Raw genomic sequence first — 17,008 nt, forward strand, 5'->3', positions numbered from 1 at the left:
TGTCATCTTCCCGCGGCAGAGTCAGTCATTACCCAGTCAGTGATTAAATGTTTAGCAGTCAGATGTTCAGTGTTTAGGCCAGCGCTACGCGCCATGCGTGCGACGTGACTCCAGGGACAGCATTTGAGGAACTGAATGAAGCAAATCATCCGCGGTGATAAAGAACCCTCCCATATTCTCGCAGCGACCCGTGCGCTTGAAGCGCACTACTCCCGCTACGGAGAAGGTAATAAGTACCATCCCGTTATCTATTCCATCGCCTACCGCAGCCGGTTTTATCAGGTTGAGGTGATTACCCGACGTGAAACCATGGTTGCCTCGGTGATTACTGGCGTTCGCAACCTGACGCATCTCTCCGGCGCCGCCTGACGGCCACCTGTCATCCTGCGGGGGCAGATTGCCCCCGACTCCCCGCTTAGCGTCGGTAGAGTGAATTCGCCGGAAAGATTGCGCCAATCACGCTTTTTTCCCGTGCGCCCGTTACCGCAGGCAGATTGCCCGGCAGGCCGGAGAGCGTGCGGAAAGCCAGCCAGGCAAACGCCAGCGCTTCCATATCGTCACCACTGACACCCGCCGCATCGGTAGTCGTTACTTCCGTTCCCGGAAGATGCGCTGCCAGTCGTGCCATCAGCAGCGGATTGCGGCTGCCGCCGCCACACACCAGCAGACGGTCGCAGCCATCATTGAGTAACACCTGCTGCGTGATGGTGATGGCGGTCAGCTCGACCAGCGTAGCCTGCACGTCCTGCGCAGCCAGACCCGGGAAATAGCGCAGATGCTGCTCCAGCCAGCTGAGGTTGAAGTGTTCGCGCCCGGTGCTTTTCGGCGGCGGCAACGCAAACCAGGGCTCACGTAGCAGCGCCTCCAGCAGTGCCGGAATCACCGACCCGCTGCGCGCCCACTGCGCATCTTTGTCATACGGCTGAGCCTGATTACGCCAGATCCAGGCGTCCAGCAGCATATTGCCGGGGCCGGTATCGAAGCCGCGCACCGGCTGACCTGGGATCAGCAGCGAGAGATTGGCAATGCCGCCAATATTCAGCACCATGCGGCGTTCAGAAGCATCCATCAGCAGCGCCTGATGAAAGGCAGGCACCAGCGGCGCGCCCTGCCCGCCCAGCGCCATATCACGGCGGCGGAAATCCCCTACCACGGTGACGCCGGTGGCCGCCACGATCTGATTATGATCGCCAATCTGCAGCGTATTGGGTGCGTCACTCTGCGGCTCATGCCAGACGGTCTGACCATGACAGCCAATCGCCGTGATATCGCTGGCTTCAAGCGATTCGCGCTTCATTAATGTCACTACCGCTTCAGCAAACAGCTGGCCGAGGCGGGTATCAAGCTGGCCGAGCTGCGACAGCGTCAGGGACTGTCCCTGACATATCGCCAGAATCGCCTGACGCAGTTCTGGTGGCATCGGATGGCAGTAGCTGGCCTGCTGCGCCACCATATTTTCATCAATGGCAGCCAGCACCACATCCACTCCATCCAGGCTGGTGCCTGACATTACCCCAATATAGCGTCCTGATTTCATAGCCATTCCTTACTTCCGGCCGGAAGTGCAATTCATCTGCGGTTAGCCTGACAAATAATGATCGCTAATTCTATGATTAAATTCTTTTTATCCAATCGTGCTGACTGATAACGTAATGGGACTATTTTTAGTCCACGATTGAATTATTGTTGATCCTGCATAGTCTATGCTTCGTCCAGCCGTGTTTTATTCGGACAGGGATTAATTTGCCAGGTTTGTGTCTTATACTGTGAGCAGGATACAGCGGTAAACGTGGCACCTTCTCGACTAAAGGAGTTTCAAATGATCAAGCGTGTAATTGTGGTCGCTCTGGCCGGTGTGATGCTGGCAGGTTGTAGCAATACCAGTACGCTGTCGGGTGATACCTACAGTGCCAGTGAAGCTAAGCAGGTGCAGAGCGTTTCGTACGGTACCTTAGTCTCAGTACGTCCGGTGAAAATCCAGGGCGGCGATGAGAGCAATGTCATCGGTGCTATCGGTGGTGCGGTGCTGGGTGGCTTCCTGGGTAACACCATTGGTGGCGGCAGCGGACGTAGCCTGGCGACAGCCGGTGGTGCGGTTCTGGGTGGCGTAGCAGGCCAGGGCGTACAGGGCGCAGTCAATAAAACCGATGGCGTTGAGCTGGAAATCCGTAAGGATGATGGCAACACCATCATGGTGGTTCAGAAACAGGCCGCCACGCGTTACTCTGTTGGCCAGCGCGTTGTGATGGCATCCAACGGCAGCCAGGTGACGGTTTCACCTCGCTAATGAAGCTAAACAAAAAACCGACGCCTGGGCGTCGGTTTTTTTATTTCTCTTTATGCTGAAGTTCGAGAATGTTTTTCTCAAGCCGGGCGATCAGCGTCACCATCTGACTGATCTCTTCCCGACTGATGCCGGACAAAATGTCATCCCGCGTCTCATCAATCACACTCTCAACCTGTTCGATTATCGGCTCGGCCTGCTGCGTCAGCTTAATGCGCTTGGCACGACGATCGTTGGCGCAGGTCGAACGGGTGATTAATCCTTTCTCTTCCAGCTGATCCAGCGTGCGCACCAGCGAAGGCTGTTCAATACCAATCGCCTTGGCTAACTGAATCTGCGACTGTTCGGGCGGCAGTTGATGAATATTGTGCAACGTCACCCAGTGAGTCTGAGTCAGCTCAAGCGGCTTCAGCCGCTGATCAATCAACGCGCGCCAGATGCGCACCAGGCGAGATAAATCCGTTCCGAGGGGCGTATCCATTTCATCTCCTTATAATTAGCTTGCTAGCTATCAAGCCAGATTTTACACTATTCTGCGAGTTTACAGGACAAATTACAAATCCCGGACCAGGCCACCATAACGTGGCAGCGCTTTCACTCTGCTGTTTGGGTTAACGAAGGATGTTATCACGTGCTCACTCCTGCTTTTTCAGGTGCGAATCCGCTGACCGATCTGGTGGTGGGCGCCTCACTGTTTTTCCCGCCGATATTCAAAGCGGTGATCCTCGGCTTCTTTTTCTGGCTGCTGATCCACCCTCTGGTGCGTGGCTGGATCTACTCCGGCGATGTCTGGCATCCCACCCTGTTTGATCTCTCCCTGTTTGTGCTGTGCGTTACCGCCGCACTCTGGCTCATCGGTCACGGATAATCGATATGAAATTTAACGCGGTAAAATACTTCTCCACGCTGATCGTGTTTGCCCTGGCGCTGCTGGCCGGTGGCTGGCTCTGGAACTACTATATGCAGTCGCCCTGGACCCGTGACGGGAAAGTACGGGCAGAGCTGGTGGATATCACGCCTCAGGTGTCGGGACGAATTACGCAACTGAAGGTCAAAGACAATCAGTTTGTGCATCAGGGCCAGCAGCTGTTAACGCTGGACCCGGTGCCGTGGCAGATCGCGCTCGACAATGCCGCCGCCCAGCTCAGCAAAGCGCAGGCGGATCTCGCGAAAGCGCAGCATGAATTTAATCGTCGCAGCAGCCTGCCGCGCAACATCATCTCTGCAGAGGACCTTGATGCCGCGCGATTAAGCGCCGGCGCGGCGGCCGCCAGCACCAAAGCGGCACAGGCGGAGTGGGAACGGGCGCGCTGGAATCTGCAGCAGACGACGCTGACCGCACCGGCGGATGGCTGGATCACCAATCTGACGCTGCGTCCCGGCAACTATGCCACCGCGGGTTCGCCTCTGTTTGCCCTGGTCGACAGCCACTCTTACTACGTAATGGGCTACTTCGAAGAGACCAAACTGCGCCATATTCACCCAGGCGCAGCGGCCCAGGTGGTGCTCTACAGCAATGGCATGCGGCTGCAGGGTCAGGTGGATAGCATTGGCCGCGCCATCTATGACCAAAGCATTGAGACCGACAGCGGCCTGGTGCCCGATATCAAACCTAACGTGCCCTGGGTGCGGCTGGCGCAGCGAGTGCCGGTGCGTATTCGTCTCGACCCGCTCCCTGCCGATGCAGACCTGGTGGCGGGAACCAGCTGCACCATCACCATCCAGCCATGAATTTTCAGTGGCTGGCCTGGGATCAACTTCCCTGGATTAAGGCGAACGCCGGCCAGTGGCGCTATGCGTTGCGTAACGCTATTGCGATGTGTCTGGCGCTGAGCATCGCCTACGCACTGGATCTGGATGAGCCCTACTGGGCAATGACCTCTGCCGCCGTGATTAGCTTTCCCACCGTCGGCGGCGCGATCAGTAAAAGTCTGGGGCGCATTGTTGGCAGTCTGATGGGGGCCAGCGCCGCGCTGCTGATCGCCGGACATACGCTTAATGAGCCGTGGCTGTTTACCTTTGCCATTGCCGGCTGGCTGGCGCTCTGTACCGGCATAGCGAATCACTACCAGAATAACGTTGCCTACGCCTTTTCGCTGGCGGGCTACACCGCCGCCATCATCGCCTTTAGCAGCGTTAACATCACCGATATCACCTCGCTATGGACCATCGCTCAGGCACGGGTCTGCGAGGTGATCTCCGGCATTCTCTGCGCCGGATTGATGATGATGGTACTGCCGAGTACCTCCGATGGTGAGACGCTGATTACCTCGCTGAAACAGATGCATGCCCGGTTGCTGGAACATGCGGTGTTACTGCTGCAGCCCTCAGCCAGCGAGACCATCCGGACCGCGCATGAAAATGTCATCAGCCAGATTCTGACCATGAATCTGCTGCGGATTCAGGCGTTCTGGAGCCACTACCGCTTTCGCCGACAGAACAACGTGCTGAACTATGTGCTGCACCAGCAGCTGCGACTCACCAGCGTGCTCTCCAGCCTGCGACGCATGCTGCTAAACTGGCCCGACGCGCCTGAGGCGCTGTTTGAGGCGCTGCAACAACTGATGGTGGAACTGGCGAAACCGGCGTGTGATAAATATCGTCTGGCACAAATCCTGCGCAGCGTGACCCCGGCAGCGGATGGCGACTACCGGCAGCGCGCTTTTTGTCAGCGGCTGCGCTACTTCTGCTGGATGTACCTCAACGTGCTGCGCTGGATCCGCCTGCTGGATCGCGCCGATGCCGACACCCGTTTTCAGCCACCGCCGGTTCCGGCGCTGGCGCGCGACAGTGACAGCGCCGAGGCGGGCTGGAGCGCCCTGCGTACCTTCTGCGTTATCGTGCTGGGCTGCGCCTTCTGGATCAATACGCAATGGTCTTCAGGTGCCGCCGCGCTCACCTTAACCGCCATTGCCTGTGTGCTCTACGCTTCATCACCCTCACCTGGCGGCAGCGTCACGCTGCTGCTGAAGACCCTGCTGTGGCTGTTTGCGTTTAGTTTTGTGATGAAGTTTGGGCTGATGGTGCAGATCAGTCAGCTGTGGCAGTTTTTGCTGTTTCTGTTCCCGCTGCTGGTGACGCTGCAACTCTTTAAGCTGCAACAGAAACAGCGCGCCGGGATGTGGGGACAGTTCATCGTCTTTATGGGCTCGTTTATCGCGGTGACTAATCCGCCCACATGGGATTATCAGGACTTCTTTAACGATAACATCGCCAAAGTCTGCGGGGTGCTGCTCGCCTGGCTGGCGTTCCAGATTCTGCGACCCAGCTCCGATGCGCGGCGCAGCCGACGGCATATCCGGGCGCTGCGGCTGGCGTTTCTCGATCAGCTGCGGCAGCGGCCCCGGCTCAGCGAGAGCCGCTTCGAATCGCAGATTTACCACCGCATCAGCCAGCTCAGTCACAGCCGGGACGAGCAGGCACGCGTCTGGCTACTGCGCTGGGGCGTGGTGCTGCTCAACTGCTCGCATATCGTCTGGCAGCTGCGTGAATGGCGCGCCGGTTCAGCCGCACTGATGGGGTTTCGCGATCACTGCCTGCAAGACTTACAGCAGATTATCAGCAGCCGCGGCGTGCGCCACAGCTCGCTGGATCGGATGCTGACGGAACTGGAGGAGACCATCACCGCGTTACTGGCACTGGAAAGCAATGAGGCCAGCGAGCTGGCGGGGATTATCTGGCGGTTACGCTGTTCACTGGCACAGCTGAAGCAGGCGGTGCCGGAGTGATCACTGGCAATATTGCTGCTGTTGCCGGTTAAAATCATCCTGCAGCTGTTGCAGCGTTTTATGGCCTTCGAAGCGGGTTTTATCCATTTCGGTCATCGGTTCAATCACCAGCACTTTCTCATCGGGTGAGAAGATAAACCGGCGTGTCAGTTCGGTACCGGTAAAACTCTGACCATGAATGCCACCGCACACCATAGTCATGGTGCGGCGATAAATAGTGCTATCCGTGAAATTGGTTTCGGTGGCGCTGCGAAAGACCTGATCGCAACCCTGCGCTTTCAGCTTACGCACCATGTTGCGGCTCAGCCATTCACGACCCTTCGCGATCTTTTCACAGGTGATACGCATTGGGTTGGTATCGATGGTGCGCTGCAGTTCGCGTCCGGTTTCGGTGACCAGTTGCGTATCATTGGGTTTATCGCATCCCACCAGCAGCAGACACAGCAGTAATGCGCCCTTGAATTTCATTTTCCTGCTCCTTTCCCCATCACGCTTTCTTACCTGAATCAATATCATAGGGGGGAAATGTCAGGGATGGTACAACAATTCATAAACAGGCAGGAGAAAAGCGGGCGGCCATCGCCTGCCGCCCGGAAACTCAGATTACACCGCAGGCGTAGCGTGCCCCGCCACCGCCCAGCGGTTTAGGATGGTCGGCATGATTGTCACCGCCGACGTGCACCATCAGCGCTTTGCCTTTGATCTCTTTTAACGATTTCAGACGCGGCGCCAGCACCGGATAAGTGGCGCTGCCTTTGTCATCGACATAGACCGCGGGCAGGTCGCCCAGGTGCCCCTCTGCATAAGGCCCCAGATGTTTGCCGCTGTTGGCCGGATCAAGGTGACCACCCGCCGCACCGGCGGCGACCACTTTGCCTTCAGACTCGCCCGGTTCACAGCTGCCTTTAGCATGAACATGGAAACCATGAATGCCCGGCTGAAGGCCCTGCAGATCCGGCGTGAACTGCAGACCATACTGTGTCTCGTCAATCTTAACGGTGCCCAGCGATTTCCCAATCCCTTCAGCGGTAACCTGATGGATCGTAACCTGCTCGCTGGCAGCCAGTGCTGAGCCGCAGGCGATCAGTGCGAATAGGGCAACTACTTTCATTTTCATGGTGACTCCATTTGCATACCAGGGTTTGAGATAAGTCTGGTCGCTGTTGCACTATTTTGCCGGAGATTGACGCAGTTTTACGCTTCAGGGCACATCAAATCCCAGCGCCGCCTTGCGAATACGGAACCACTGCTGACGCGACAGGGATAAGTTCAGTGCTCCGGCGGCTTCGCTGACCCGCGCCGTTTTACCTGAGCCGATGATTGGCAGCGGGCGCGATGGCAGCATCAGTATCCAGGCATAGACCACCTGCTCAAGGCTGGTGGCACCGGTTTCCTGCCGCACGGCTTCCAGTTCGTCACGCAGCGGCTGGAAATGGGGATCGTTAAACAGGCGACCGCCACCCAGACAGGACCAGGCCATCGGACGAATACGCAGCTGCTGACACTGATCCAGCGATCCATCCAGCAGCACACTTTGCTGCACGGGTGAGATCTCCAGCTGATTTGTCACCAGCGAGAACGGCAGACGGGATTGCAGCAGGGAAAACTGTGATGGTGAGAAGTTGGAAACGCCAAAATGCAGAACCTTGCCGCTGTGATGCAGCGCCATAAAGGCTTCGGCCACCTCGTCAGCCTCCATCAGCGGATCGGGACGATGGATCAGCAACAGGTCGAGACGATCGGTGTGGATATGGCGCAGTGAGTTTTCAGCACTCTGCAGGATATGACGTTTGTCGGTAATGTAGTGGCCTATCTGATGCTCAGGCTGAGCGCGGGTGGCGATGCCGCACTTGGTGACAATCTGTAGCTGGTCGCGCAAGCCGGGTGCCAGTTTCAGTGCCTCGCCAAACGCCGCCTCACACTGGTAGTCACCGTAGATGTCCGCATGGTCAACGGTAGTGATGCCGAGCCTCACATGGTGCTCAATAAAGGCGACCCGTTCCTGTGGCGACATCCCCCACTCCATCAGACGCCAGTACCCCATGACCAGCGGTGAAAAATCGGGCCCCTGTGAAGCGATGGCTTGCGGTTCTAACATGACGATCTCCCTGTTGCGCGTTGGCTGAAATTAGCGTGTCAGAGAGTATAACGGAAAGCGCAAAGTCGTCAGAATAACTCCGGCTGTTGGGGCGCGTGTGGCTCCTCACCTTTCTGTTGCCGTTGCAGACGCTGACGCCGCTGCTGACAGAGACGAATGACCTCACGCTTTTGCGCATCGCTAAAGCGCAGCCAGTTGAACCGCTCATCGCGGCTGCGTAAACATCCCAGGCAGTAGCCGCGCGCATCCGTCTGGCAGATGCCGCGACAGGGGCTGGGAACCGGGAAAAACTCAAGCTGCTCGGCCACCACGCCTCCGGATTCACAGAATAAACAGTCCAGTAAAAAGCGTAGCCTGGTTGCGCAGGAAGTAAGCCCCACCCGGCCAGAATTATCCTGTTCTTTGACTCAGGAGTGAACACTCTGTGCCAAATAGAGAGGGTTGCGTTGCATTAGACCGACTGGTCTACTAATCTCACTGCCATGAATAAGACGCTACAACGCAACGAAACCCGCGAACACCTGCTCCAGACAGGTGAGCAACTCTGTCTGCAACGCGGTTTTACCGGAATGGGCCTCAGCGAACTGCTGACGCAGGCGGCGGTGCCGAAAGGCTCCTTCTACTACTACTTCCGTTCTAAAGAGGCGTTTGGCGTGGCGTTACTGGAGCGCTATTTTGCGCGTTTCCTGCAGGATGTGGCGTTGCAGCTTAACCAGACCGAAGGCACGCCGCGGGAGCGTCTGCTTAACCACTTTCGTGCTGCCGTTGATCTGTTTGTTCAGCAGGGCCACATCGTAGGCTGTCTGGGCGTCAAAGTCTCCGCGGAGGTGTGCGATCTCTCAGAGCCGATGCGTGATGCACTGCAGCAGGGTGCCGGAAAGATCACGGCACTCTACGCCCGGACCCTGATTGCCGCAGAGCAGCAGGAGTCGCTGAGCCTGCCGCAGCCCCCCGCGCAGATGGCGGAATTGCTGTCGCTGCTGTGGCTGGGTGCCAGCCTGCAGAGCAAAATTTCCCGCGAGGCGCAGCCACTGCGTCTGGCATTGAGTACCATCGAACAGTGGCTTGAACGCCGCTGATTTTTAAAAAACATGTTTGTAGACGACTGGTCTACTAATCAGGAGCTATTATGGCGAGTACCCAGCTGTTTCGTCCGCTAAAAGTCGGTGCAATTACCGTCCCAAACCGCGTATTTATGGCACCGCTGACCCGTCTGCGCAGCATTGAGCCAGGCGACATCCCTACCCCGATGATGGCTGAATATTATCGCCAGCGCGCCAGCGCCGGTTTGATCATCACCGAAGCGACCCAGATCTCTTTCCAGGCGAAAGGCTATGCCGGTGCGCCAGGCTTACATACTCAGCCACAGATTGCAGCGTGGAAAGCGATTAACGAAGGCGTGCATCAGGCTGGCGGTCACACCGCAGTACAGTTATGGCACACCGGTCGTATCTCACATAACAGCGTGCAGCCGGAAGGCAAAGCACCGGTTGCGCCATCGGCGATTGCCGCTGGCACCCGTACCTCACTGCGTGCTGAAGATGGCAGCGTCTATCGCGAAGATACCTCAACGCCGCGTGAGCTGACAGTGCCAGAGATTAAGCAGATTGTGGCAGATTTTGGCCAGGCTGCGGCCAACGCGCGTGAAGCGGACTTTGACCTGCTTGAGCTGCACTCGGCGCACGGTTACCTGATGCACCAGTTCCTGGCACCTGGCTCAAACCAGCGTACTGATGAATATGGCGGCAGCATCGAAAAACGCGGTCGCTTTGCGCTGGAAGTGGTTGATGCGGTGATCGCTAACTGGTCAGCCGATCGCATTGGTATTCGCGTCTCACCTATCGGCAGCTTCCAGAATCTGGACAACGGCCCGGATGAAGAGGAAGCGGCGCTGTGGTATATCGGCGAGCTGGCAAAACGCAACATCGCCTATCTGCATCTCTCCGAGCCAGACTGGGCCGGCGGTCAGCCTTATACCGACGCTTTCCGTCAGAAAGTGCGTGATCTCTTCCCGGGTGCCATCATTGGTGCCGGTGCCTATACCGTTGAGAAAGCGGATGACCTGATTGGTCGCGGTCTGATCGATGCGGTTGCGTTTGGTCGCGATTACATTGCTAACCCGGATCTGGTTGAGCGTCTGCAGCAGGACGCCCCACTCAATCCACAGCGTCCGGAAAGCTTCTACGGCGGCGGCGCGGAAGGTTATATCGACTACCCAACGCTGTAACCGGTTCGGGCTGCCGTCCGGGATGATGACGGCAGCCATTATTCAATAGCGATTTTCATCGCTATACTTAGCGCCTGAGTCATCGGGCGATGGCGTTTTATTTAAAAGAGGATGTTATGCGTTTACTTCATACCATGCTGCGCGTTGGCGATCTGCAACGTTCAATCGATTTCTACACCCGTGTGCTGGGCATGCGCGTGTTACGTCAGAGCGAAAACACCGAATACAAATATACCCTGGCATTTGTGGGCTACACCGACGAGAGCGAAGGTGCGGTGATCGAACTGACCTACAACTGGGGCGTCGATAAGTATGACCTCGGTGATGCCTATGGTCATATTGCGCTGGGCGTTGATGACGCAGCAGCGGCCTGCGAACGTATCCGCAAAGATGGCGGCAACGTGACGCGTGAAGCTGGCCCGGTTAAAGGCGGCTCCACCATTATTGCCTTTGTTGAAGATCCCGATGGTTACAAAATCGAGCTGATCGAAAACAAAGATGCCGGTAACGGCCTCGGCAACTAAACCTGCCTGTCAGCCTGCCCGATCGGGTGGGCTGAATCCCCTTCTCTGCGCTTCATCTGCTGCACCCGGCCCCGTTTTTTGCCATAATACGCGCTGCCCTTTTTCTGCAACGAGATCCTGATGTCTGAATCGAATTCCCCTAATGCACTCAATCAACGTTTCCGTGGCTTCTATCCGGTGGTGATCGACGTTGAAACCGCGGGTTTCAATGCGCAAACCGATGCGTTACTGGAGATTGCCGCTATCACGCTGAAAATGGATGAAGAGGGATGGATTCAGATTGACCAGACGCTGCATTTCAACGTCGAACCTTTTGTCGGGTCGCTGCTGCATCCCGAAGCCCTGGCCTTTACTGGCATCGATCCCAGCAATCCGCTGCGCGGCGCGGTCAGTGAATATGAGGCGCTGCACGCCATTTTCAAAATGGTGCGCAAGGGCATTAAAGACAGCGGCTGCAATCGCGCCATTATGGTGGCGCACAATGCTACTTTCGACCTGAACTTTATGTCAGCGGCGGCGGAACGAGCCAGCCTGAAGCGCAATCCGTTTCACCCGTTTGCCACCTTTGACACCGCGGCCCTGAGCGGGCTGGTTTTAGGGCAGACGGTGCTGGCGAAGGCCTGTATTGCGGCGGGCATGGAGTTTGACAGTACGCAGGCGCATTCTGCGCTCTATGATACTCAGCAGACGGCAACGCTGTTCTGCGAGCTGGTGAACCGCTGGAAACGGTTAGGCGGCTGGCCACTGCCCTTCGCGGAAGGCGATGCAGAAGCCACGACATCCGCATAAGGGATGCCGCAATGAAAAAGGCCGACGTGATGTCGGCCTTTTTTTATTCTGCTTCTTTAAATTTTTCTGCGGTCTCTTTGATCAGCGTCTGCAGTTCACCACGTTGTAACATTTCAACGATGATGTCGCATCCACCGACCAGCTCGCCATCAACCCACAGCTGCGGGAAAGTTGGCCAGTTAGCGAATTTCGGCATCTCGGCACGAATGTCCGGGTTCTGCAGAATATCCACGTAAGCAAAACGCTCACCGCAGGCTGACAGCGCCTGCACCGCCTGTGCAGAGAAACCGCAGCTTGGCAGTTTCGGGGAACCTTTCATGTACAGCAGGATCGGGTTTTCTGCGATCTGGCGCTGAATTTTTTCTACAGTACTCATAATTGCCTTCCTTAATTCGTCACATCGTGTTTGTTTATTGTAGCGACTTCGCAGCGTGACTGAAAACGAGATTTTGATCGCTGCCCGATTAAATCGCCATCATTGTTAAGTCCTGCTCCGGGCCACCTGAATTCCTGATTATTAACAGCAGGTAACAGATTAATAATTCGTAATAATTTCGTTGATATAAGACGCTGAAAATGTTCATTTTCAGCACAATTGCGTGGGTTGCAAAGATTAATATTAAAAGGCATTACAGTTTTTAAAAGAACTGGACTAGAATGGCCTGGGCGCTGATCCTGGATCAGATTAATCTCAACTTTGTCGCGGTGCGTAGTGGCCCTGACAACTTAACTAATCAACGGACTATGCGTTTAATCATTACGTTTTTCATGCTGGCCTTTGCGCAACTGTTTTTCAACATCGCCGCTGCGTCGCCTCACGCGCCGGTGAACGTCAGTACGCATAAAGCAGAGAAAAAGAGTGCGCGCGACGATGAGCGTCGCAAGCGTCGCCCGGTCAAAACGGTGACGAAAAAGACTCGCCTCAGCCCGGTTCAAAAACTAAAAACAAAAAAACTGAAAAAAGTCGAACTCACCGCGAAACAGACGCCTGCTAAAAAGACCTCGCTAAAAACCGCCCGTCTCAGTAAGAACAAAGAGAAAAAACGTTATGGTCATCAACGCCTGCTGAAAACCGCTGAGGTCACCACCAGCGAGACCGGCACGATTAAGATGAGCAAATCTCACCGTCAGCGCTACCAGAAGGCCCGTGAAACCGCGATGACCAAGCTGATGGGTCAGTTGGGTAAACCCTATCAGTGGGGCGGCACCTCTCCCCATACCGGTTTCGATTGCAGCGGCCTGGTCTGGTACGCCTATAAAGATCTGGTGAAGTTTAAGATCCCACGTACCGCTAACGAGATGTACCACCTGCGTGACGCCGCCCCGATCAAGCGTGAGTCGCTGGAGAAAGGCGATCTGGTCTTCTTCCGTATCAATGGACGCGGTACTGCGGACCATGTCGGCGTTTACCTGGGTGATGGCAAGTTTATCCAGTCGCCACGCACCGGCAAAGATATTCAGATCAGCGCGTTAGGAGAAGATTACTGGCAGCGCCACTATATTGGTGCCCGTCGGGTGATGACGCCGAAAACCATACGCTGAGCAGCAGAACAACCAGAAGAGAGCCGGGATAATCCCGGCTTTTTTATTAGTGCAGAATAGCGGTAAAACTAAAGGCCACAATCATCAGCAGACAGCCCGCGGTGGTCATTAAAGCCAGTTTAAGATCGGTACTCATTGCTTGCTCCTTAGTCACACAATCAGTAGGGGTATCGCATTTTCCCACAGGGCCCGGTAAAAATCTCGTTTTATCCGTTCAGCCTTGTTAGAATCCCGCCTTTGTTGCGCAACGCGCGCAACCCTTATTCCGTTTGCGCACGTTTTCAGGCGTTTTTACGCCGCCAGCGGCCTGTTGACTGGCCTTAAAAGCTGCATTTTTGCGGAAAAAACCCTGAGCAGACGCAAACGTTTAACACTACGCTTATCATAGAGTTAGATAAGCACTGGAGTCCGATTTTCATGGCAACAATTAAAGATGTGGCGAAACGCGCTGGCGTCTCAACGACCACCGTTTCGCACGTCATCAATAAAACCCGCTTTGTGGCTGAAGAGACGCGCAACGCGGTCTGGCAGGCGATTAAAGAACTGCACTACTCGCCGAGCGCCGTGGCGCGCAGCCTGAAAGTGAACCACACCAAAACGCTGGGCCTGCTTGCCACCTCCAGCGAAGCGCCCTATTTCGCTGAAATTATCGAAGCGGTCGAAAATCACTGCTTTGACAAAGGCTATACGCTGATTCTGGGTAATGCGCATAACGATCTGCAAAAACAGCGCGCCTATCTCAGCATGATGGCGCAGAAACGCGTCGATGGGCTGCTGGTGATGTGCTCTGAATATCCGGACGATCTGCTGCAGATGCTGGAAGAGAACCGCAATATCCCGATGGTGGTGATGGACTGGGGTGAATCGCGCGCCGACTTCACCGACACGGTACTGGATAATGCTTTTCAGGGCGGCTATCTGGCGGGACGCTATCTGATTGAACGCGGACACCGGGATATTGGTGCAATCCCCGGCCAGATGGAGCGTAACACCGGTGGCGGACGTCATGCCGGTTTCCTGAAGGCGATGGAAGAAGCGGGTATTCAGCCACGCGCCGAGTGGATTGTGCAGGGTGACTTTGAGCCGGAGTCGGGCTATCAGGCGATGCAGCAGATCCTGTCGCAGAAGCAGCGTCCCACGGCGGTGTTCTGTGGCGGTGACATCATGGCGATGGGCGCGATTTGCGCCGCCGACGAAATGGGTTTACGCGTCCCCCAGGATATTTCGGTGATCGGCTATGACAATGTGCGCAACGCCCGTTATTTTGCACCGGCCCTGACCACAGTGCATCAGCCTAAAGCCCAGCTGGGTGAGAAAGCGCTGGAAATGCTGCTGGACCGCATTACCAGTAAACGCGAAGTGTCACAAACGATTGAGGTCCATCCCACGCTGATTGAGCGCCGTTCCGTGGCCGATGGCCCGTTCCGCGACTATCGCCGTTAATGCTCGCTTAACCACTCCTGATTAAGCGTTTGCGCATCACCCAGATAGCTGAGCAACCAGCCTGTCGCCGGTGATGCGCGATCCTCTGCCCAGCTGACGCAGCATGGGCTGTCCGGAAACGCCACCGGCAGCGTCAGTTCAACCAGCTCGCCGCTGTCGAGCAGTGGCCTGGCCAGATGACCCGGCACCATCGCCACACACAATCCCGCCTGCACGCAATCCAGCCCGGTTTGCCACTCCGGCACCACCAGCCGGCGCTGGTTATCCAGCGTCCATGTCATACGACGCGGCAGTGCCCGTGAAGTATCTTCCAGCACCAGGGATGGCCAGCTCCGCAGCGTGTCATCATCTATCTGGCTCGCCTGCGTCAGAGGATGGTCGGGCGCAACCACGCAGCGCCAGTTAAGCGTGCCCATATCCCGAAAAGCAAAGCGTCCGCCCACCGGTATCGCCTGCGTGGCACCAATCGCCACTTCCACCCGGCCATCGGCCAGCGCATCCCAGACGCCGTTAAAGACTTCATAGCTGATGATCAGCTCCATATCGGGAAAGTGGCGATAGAAATCTTTGACCAGTTGTCGGGTGCGCTGAGGTTTAGCGATACGGTCAACGGCAATGCTTAGCTGGCCGCGCCAGCCGTTAGCCAGCTGCTGACACTGTCGCCGGGTGGCAAGCATTTTTTTGATGACGCTGCGTCCTTCCCGGACAAAATGCTCACCCGCCGGGGTCAGAACCACTTCGCGATGCTGCCGTTCAAACAGCGGTACCGCCAGCCAGTTCTCCAGCTGACGCACCGTATAGCTGATGGCAGAGGGCACCCGATGTAACTCCTGCGCGGCGGCGCTGAAGCTCCCCCCACGGGCGACAGCGTCAACCACTTCTAATGCATATTCTGACCACATAATCTGCCTTCAAAAATTTTAACAGCAATCGGCAAATATTACCGTTTCACAGCAGCAAACGCACCTTTTACACTCTGCCGCGTTTATCCTGCAAAAATGAGAATCAGATGCTGTCGAATAAAGGGTTTATGCCCTACCTTGCCCTGCTGAGCATGCTGGGCTTTTTAGCCACTGATATGTACCTGCCCGCCTTTGGTGCGATGCAGCAAACCTTTAACACTTCACCCGGTCTGATCAGCGCCAGTATGAGTCTCTTCCTGGGCGGCTTCGCCGTGGGTCAGCTCTTCTGGGGACCGCTTTCCGATCGCATCGGTCGTAAACCGGTGCTGCTGTCCGGACTGGCCATGTTTGGCGCTGGCTGCGCAGGCATGCTGTGGGTGAATGATATCTATCTGATGCTGGCGCTGCGTTTTGTCCAGGCGATTGGCGTCTGTGCCGCTGCCGTAAGCTGGCAGGCGCTGGTGGTGGATCGCTACCCTGCAGCGCGCGCTAACAAAGTCTTTGCCACCATTATGCCGCTGGTTGCGCTCTCTCCGGCGCTGGCTCCGCTACTGGGTGCCTGGCTGATCGGCCACTTCCACTGGCGTTCGATTTTCCTGGTGCTGACCCTGATTGCGGTGGCGTTGATTCTGACCACGCTGCGTCTGCCCACCGTGCGCAAGGCCGCGGGAGAAAAAGGTGCGCAGCCCGGCTTTTTCACGCTGCTTAAATCACGGGTCTACAGCGGCAACGTGCTGATCTACTCCGCCTGCTCAGCCAGCTTCTTTGCCTGGCTGACCGGATCGCCCTTTATTCTGGCGGATCTGGGTCTGTCGCCCGCCGATATCGGTCTGAGTTATGTGCCCCAGACGCTCGCCTTTTTAATTGGTGGCTTCGGCTGTCGCACCCTGCTCAACCGCTTTAACGGCGCACAGTTGCTGCCCTGGCTGCTGGCCGTCTACAGCCTGAGCATTCTGGCGCTGTTTGCTGTTGCGCTTGCTGGCAGCAGCACGCTGGTGAGTCTGATGGTACCGTTCTGCGGTATGGCGCTGGCTAACGGCGCGATCTATCCGATTGTGGTGTCCAGTGCGCTGATGCCCTTTCCGACCGCTACCGGTAAAGCCGCCGCGTTGCAGAACACACTGCAGTTAGGACTCTGTTTCGCTGCCAGCCTGGCGGTGTCGGCCGGCTTAACTCAGCCGCTATTTACCACCACACTGATGATGACGGTGACAATTGTGCTGGCGCTGATGGGTTACGCCATGCAGCGAGCCGCAAGCGCACAAACTGTTGTTGCCTCTGCGCAAACTGCCTGCCAGGATAATCAGTGACACACTGACTTTTTAGTTAGCGCCCTAACAATAAGTTATTGAATATTGACCCGCGTGAGCATATACTCATCCGGGTCAACAAATCTGTAATAAATCAACAATATAATAACGTAATAATCTGATTGGCACCCTGCTGCCGGGACGGTATTCGCGCGCGTTAT

Annotated in this window: 21 protein-coding genes; 12 read left to right on the forward strand and 9 right to left on the reverse strand. The window is 56.3% G+C overall.

What is annotated here, in order from left to right; all coding sequences use genetic code 11:
* Positions 1-135: 135 nt before the first annotated feature.
* Positions 136-369 (forward strand): DUF4060 family protein, encoded by a 234-nt coding sequence (locus OK412_RS09290; protein WP_010245542.1) that lies wholly within the window; start codon positions 136-138, stop codon positions 367-369.
* 46 nt (positions 370-415) lie between these two features.
* Here the strand turns inward: OK412_RS09290 and anmK are convergent, their stop codons facing one another.
* The gene (gene anmK / locus OK412_RS09295; RefSeq protein ID WP_122458590.1) at positions 416-1,537 is read right to left on the reverse strand and encodes an anhydro-N-acetylmuramic acid kinase; all 1,122 of its coding nucleotides are present in this window, start codon (positions 1,535-1,537) and stop codon (positions 416-418) included.
* 282 nt (positions 1,538-1,819) lie between these two features.
* Here anmK and slyB point away from each other — a divergent pair, with 282 nt between their 5' ends.
* On the forward strand, positions 1,820-2,287 hold the full coding sequence (gene slyB / locus OK412_RS09300; RefSeq protein WP_010245548.1) for an outer membrane lipoprotein SlyB: 468 nt from the start codon (positions 1,820-1,822) through the stop codon (positions 2,285-2,287).
* A 40-nt stretch (positions 2,288-2,327) separates the two neighbouring features.
* On the opposite strand, the gene slyA is transcribed toward slyB, so the two are convergent.
* The gene (slyA, locus tag OK412_RS09305; RefSeq protein ID WP_010245551.1) at positions 2,328-2,765 is read right to left on the reverse strand and encodes a transcriptional regulator SlyA; all 438 of its coding nucleotides are present in this window, start codon (positions 2,763-2,765) and stop codon (positions 2,328-2,330) included.
* Between the two features lie 150 nt (positions 2,766-2,915).
* Here slyA and OK412_RS09310 point away from each other — a divergent pair, with 150 nt between their 5' ends.
* Genes OK412_RS09310 through OK412_RS09320 form a run of 3 tightly spaced genes read left to right on the forward strand, consistent with a single transcriptional unit; the run spans position 2,916 to position 6,012 of the window.
* Positions 2,916-3,152, forward strand: coding sequence for a DUF1656 domain-containing protein (locus tag OK412_RS09310; protein ID WP_010245554.1), 237 nt, complete (start codon positions 2,916-2,918; stop codon positions 3,150-3,152).
* 5 nt (positions 3,153-3,157) lie between these two features.
* Positions 3,158-4,015: an HlyD family secretion protein gene (locus tag OK412_RS09315; protein WP_033779281.1), complete on the forward strand. Its 858-nt coding sequence runs from the start codon at positions 3,158-3,160 to the stop codon at positions 4,013-4,015.
* Positions 4,012-6,012 (forward strand): FUSC family protein, encoded by a 2,001-nt coding sequence (locus tag OK412_RS09320; protein ID WP_187499998.1) that lies wholly within the window; start codon positions 4,012-4,014, stop codon positions 6,010-6,012. The genes OK412_RS09315 and OK412_RS09320 overlap by 4 nt, the downstream gene beginning before the upstream one ends.
* On the opposite strand, the gene OK412_RS09325 is transcribed toward OK412_RS09320, so the two are convergent.
* From OK412_RS09325 to OK412_RS09340, 4 genes are all read right to left on the reverse strand, one after another.
* Positions 6,013-6,480 carry a hypothetical protein gene (locus OK412_RS09325; protein ID WP_111533751.1) on the reverse strand — a complete coding sequence of 156 codons (468 nt, stop codon included), beginning with the start codon at positions 6,478-6,480 and terminating at the stop codon, positions 6,013-6,015. It lies immediately after the preceding gene.
* A gap of 130 nt (positions 6,481-6,610) precedes the next feature.
* On the reverse strand, positions 6,611-7,129 hold the full coding sequence (sodC, locus tag OK412_RS09330; protein WP_256849310.1) for a superoxide dismutase [Cu-Zn] SodC: 519 nt from the start codon (positions 7,127-7,129) through the stop codon (positions 6,611-6,613).
* Positions 7,130-7,213: 84 nt separating this feature from the next.
* Positions 7,214-8,110, reverse strand: a complete 897-nt coding sequence (locus OK412_RS09335; RefSeq protein ID WP_207090910.1) for an aldo/keto reductase — start codon at positions 8,108-8,110, stop codon at positions 7,214-7,216.
* A gap of 68 nt (positions 8,111-8,178) precedes the next feature.
* Positions 8,179-8,418, reverse strand: a complete 240-nt coding sequence (locus OK412_RS09340; RefSeq protein ID WP_010245573.1) for a DUF1289 domain-containing protein — start codon at positions 8,416-8,418, stop codon at positions 8,179-8,181.
* A 174-nt stretch (positions 8,419-8,592) separates the two neighbouring features.
* Here OK412_RS09340 and OK412_RS09345 point away from each other — a divergent pair, with 174 nt between their 5' ends.
* The 4 genes from OK412_RS09345 (at position 8,593) to rnt (ending at position 11,650) form a co-directional block, all read left to right on the forward strand.
* Entirely contained in the window at positions 8,593-9,189 is a 597-nt protein-coding gene (locus OK412_RS09345) for a TetR/AcrR family transcriptional regulator (RefSeq protein ID WP_010245576.1), read from the forward strand.
* A 50-nt stretch (positions 9,190-9,239) separates the two neighbouring features.
* Positions 9,240-10,337: an alkene reductase gene (locus OK412_RS09350; protein WP_010245578.1), complete on the forward strand. Its 1,098-nt coding sequence runs from the start codon at positions 9,240-9,242 to the stop codon at positions 10,335-10,337.
* A 116-nt stretch (positions 10,338-10,453) separates the two neighbouring features.
* Entirely contained in the window at positions 10,454-10,861 is a 408-nt protein-coding gene (gene gloA / locus OK412_RS09355) for a lactoylglutathione lyase (RefSeq protein ID WP_010245580.1), read from the forward strand.
* A gap of 120 nt (positions 10,862-10,981) precedes the next feature.
* Entirely contained in the window at positions 10,982-11,650 is a 669-nt protein-coding gene (rnt, locus tag OK412_RS09360) for a ribonuclease T (protein ID WP_010245582.1), read from the forward strand.
* Positions 11,651-11,693: 43 nt separating this feature from the next.
* Here rnt and OK412_RS09365 read toward each other — a convergent pair whose 3' ends face one another.
* Complete coding sequence (locus OK412_RS09365) at positions 11,694-12,029, reverse strand: Grx4 family monothiol glutaredoxin (RefSeq protein ID WP_170933470.1); 336 nt, start codon at positions 12,027-12,029, stop codon at positions 11,694-11,696.
* A gap of 365 nt (positions 12,030-12,394) precedes the next feature.
* Here OK412_RS09365 and OK412_RS09370 point away from each other — a divergent pair, with 365 nt between their 5' ends.
* Entirely contained in the window at positions 12,395-13,192 is a 798-nt protein-coding gene (locus tag OK412_RS09370) for a C40 family peptidase (RefSeq protein WP_010245589.1), read from the forward strand.
* Positions 13,193-13,238: 46 nt separating this feature from the next.
* On the opposite strand, the gene OK412_RS09375 is transcribed toward OK412_RS09370, so the two are convergent.
* The gene (locus tag OK412_RS09375) at positions 13,239-13,328 is read right to left on the reverse strand and encodes a YnhF family membrane protein (protein WP_010245592.1); all 90 of its coding nucleotides are present in this window, start codon (positions 13,326-13,328) and stop codon (positions 13,239-13,241) included.
* A 281-nt stretch (positions 13,329-13,609) separates the two neighbouring features.
* Here OK412_RS09375 and purR point away from each other — a divergent pair, with 281 nt between their 5' ends.
* Positions 13,610-14,635, forward strand: a complete 1,026-nt coding sequence (purR, locus tag OK412_RS09380) for an HTH-type transcriptional repressor PurR (protein ID WP_010245595.1) — start codon at positions 13,610-13,612, stop codon at positions 14,633-14,635.
* On the opposite strand, the gene punR is transcribed toward purR, so the two are convergent.
* Positions 14,632-15,537, reverse strand: coding sequence for a DNA-binding transcriptional activator PunR (gene punR / locus OK412_RS09385; protein WP_033771638.1), 906 nt, complete (start codon positions 15,535-15,537; stop codon positions 14,632-14,634). The genes purR and punR overlap by 4 nt on opposite strands.
* A gap of 107 nt (positions 15,538-15,644) precedes the next feature.
* Here punR and punC point away from each other — a divergent pair, with 107 nt between their 5' ends.
* Positions 15,645-16,847: a purine nucleoside transporter PunC gene (punC, locus tag OK412_RS09390; RefSeq protein WP_022625741.1), complete on the forward strand. Its 1,203-nt coding sequence runs from the start codon at positions 15,645-15,647 to the stop codon at positions 16,845-16,847.
* The last annotated feature ends 161 nt before the right edge of the window (positions 16,848-17,008 follow it).

It is taken from the genome of Pantoea sp. JV6, assembly GCF_025910055.1.
Lineage (GTDB): Bacteria > Pseudomonadota > Gammaproteobacteria > Enterobacterales > Enterobacteriaceae > Pantoea > Pantoea agglomerans.

Excerpts from the sequence above, each read along its gene's own strand:
- OK412_RS09290 (WP_010245542.1), top strand. The coding sequence starts at position 136 with ATGAAGCAAATCATCCGCGGTGATAAAGAACCCTCCCATATTCTCGCA.
- anmK (WP_122458590.1), bottom strand. The coding sequence starts at position 1,537 with ATGAAATCAGGACGCTATATTGGGGTAATGTCAGGCACCAGCCTGGAT.
- slyB (WP_010245548.1), top strand. The coding sequence starts at position 1,820 with ATGATCAAGCGTGTAATTGTGGTCGCTCTGGCCGGTGTGATGCTGGCA.
- slyA (WP_010245551.1), bottom strand. The coding sequence starts at position 2,765 with ATGGATACGCCCCTCGGAACGGATTTATCTCGCCTGGTGCGCATCTGG.
- OK412_RS09315 (WP_033779281.1), top strand. The coding sequence starts at position 3,158 with ATGAAATTTAACGCGGTAAAATACTTCTCCACGCTGATCGTGTTTGCC.
- OK412_RS09320 (WP_187499998.1), top strand. The coding sequence starts at position 4,012 with ATGAATTTTCAGTGGCTGGCCTGGGATCAACTTCCCTGGATTAAGGCG.
- OK412_RS09325 (WP_111533751.1), bottom strand. The coding sequence starts at position 6,480 with ATGAAATTCAAGGGCGCATTACTGCTGTGTCTGCTGCTGGTGGGATGC.
- sodC (WP_256849310.1), bottom strand. The coding sequence starts at position 7,129 with ATGAAAATGAAAGTAGTTGCCCTATTCGCACTGATCGCCTGCGGCTCA.
- OK412_RS09335 (WP_207090910.1), bottom strand. The coding sequence starts at position 8,110 with ATGTTAGAACCGCAAGCCATCGCTTCACAGGGGCCCGATTTTTCACCG.
- OK412_RS09345 (WP_010245576.1), top strand. The coding sequence starts at position 8,593 with ATGAATAAGACGCTACAACGCAACGAAACCCGCGAACACCTGCTCCAG.
- OK412_RS09350 (WP_010245578.1), top strand. The coding sequence starts at position 9,240 with ATGGCGAGTACCCAGCTGTTTCGTCCGCTAAAAGTCGGTGCAATTACC.
- gloA (WP_010245580.1), top strand. The coding sequence starts at position 10,454 with ATGCGTTTACTTCATACCATGCTGCGCGTTGGCGATCTGCAACGTTCA.
- rnt (WP_010245582.1), top strand. The coding sequence starts at position 10,982 with ATGTCTGAATCGAATTCCCCTAATGCACTCAATCAACGTTTCCGTGGC.
- OK412_RS09370 (WP_010245589.1), top strand. The coding sequence starts at position 12,395 with ATGCGTTTAATCATTACGTTTTTCATGCTGGCCTTTGCGCAACTGTTT.
- OK412_RS09375 (WP_010245592.1), bottom strand. The coding sequence starts at position 13,328 with ATGAGTACCGATCTTAAACTGGCTTTAATGACCACCGCGGGCTGTCTG.
- purR (WP_010245595.1), top strand. The coding sequence starts at position 13,610 with ATGGCAACAATTAAAGATGTGGCGAAACGCGCTGGCGTCTCAACGACC.
- punR (WP_033771638.1), bottom strand. The coding sequence starts at position 15,537 with ATGTGGTCAGAATATGCATTAGAAGTGGTTGACGCTGTCGCCCGTGGG.
- punC (WP_022625741.1), top strand. The coding sequence starts at position 15,645 with ATGCTGTCGAATAAAGGGTTTATGCCCTACCTTGCCCTGCTGAGCATG.